Source organism: Streptomyces europaeiscabiei, assembly GCF_001550375.1.
In the GTDB taxonomy this organism is placed as follows: Bacteria; Actinomycetota; Actinomycetes; order Streptomycetales; family Streptomycetaceae; genus Streptomyces; species Streptomyces europaeiscabiei.
Genome location: NZ_LRTR01000013.1, coordinates 1 through 1035, shown reverse-complemented (window position 1 = coordinate 1035; position 1035 = coordinate 1). Strand labels below are relative to the sequence as shown.

Genomic DNA, 1035 nt, shown 5'->3' with positions numbered 1-1035 from the left:
GCGGAACCCGGCGCCACACCGACGGGCGAGAACGGGGCCCGGCAGGCCCGTCGCCTGCTGCGGGGCGCGGTCACCGCCCGACGGCAGCAGGTCGCCCTCATCACCGAGGCGATGGACGACCACGATCGCGCGGTACGGGACCGGGGTGCCGCCGAGGACCTGCTGGACGAGACCCGTGCCCGGTTCGCGGAGACGATCGCCCGGCGGGACGAGGCGTCCGGAGCCTGGGACGACGCCCTCGCCGCACAGGCGGAACGGCTGCTCGCCTGGGCCGGGGGCTGCACGGAACTGCGCATCGCCGACCCGGGGGAACTGGCGGCGAGAGCGGCGACGGAGGCCGAGGTGACGGCCCTGGCCGAAGCCGCCGCCCGCCCGCCGGAACTGGAGATCGCCACCGCGGAGGGCACCGCCCGGGCCGCGCGTCAGGGCCTGTGGGACGAGCGGAGCCGGCTCGTGCAGGAGGTGCGGCGGCTCGGCGGCCAGACCGATCTGCCGCCTGCGCCCCCGTCCACCCGCACCACCGTCCGCACGGCGACGGCGGGAGCACCCCTGTGGCGGCTGATCGCCTTCCGGGAAGGCGTCCCGCTCCCCGTCCAGGCCGGGGTGGAGGCCGCGCTGGAGGCGTCGGGCCTCCTGGACGCGTGGGTCAGCCCCTACAACGGGATCACACTGCCGGGTCACGACACCCGTGCCGAGGCCGCGCTGGCCGTGACCGCCCCGGGGCCCAGCCTGCTGGAGGTGCTGCGGCCCGAGGAGGACATGGCCGTCCCGGTCGACACCGTGACCCGTCTCCTCGCCGGTGTCGCGTACGGCGCGGGTCTGCCCGACGGCCACTCCGCGGCCGTGTCGGCCGACGGTGCCTGGCGTCTCGCCCTCGCCACCGGGTCCTGGAACAAGCCGGAACCGGCCCACATCGGCGCCCTCGCCCGGCAGCGGGCCCGGCAGCGCAGGATCGGAGAACTGACCGACCGCATCGGCCGGACGAACGCCTCCCTCGCCGCGCTGGACGACCGGTTGCGCGACCTCGCCGCCCGC

Annotated in this window: 1 pseudogene; it reads left to right on the top strand. The window is 77.0% G+C overall.

Annotated elements, in window-relative coordinates:
- Positions 1-1035 (top strand): annotated as a pseudogene (locus AWZ10_RS00395) (TIGR02680 family protein); the annotation flags it as partial.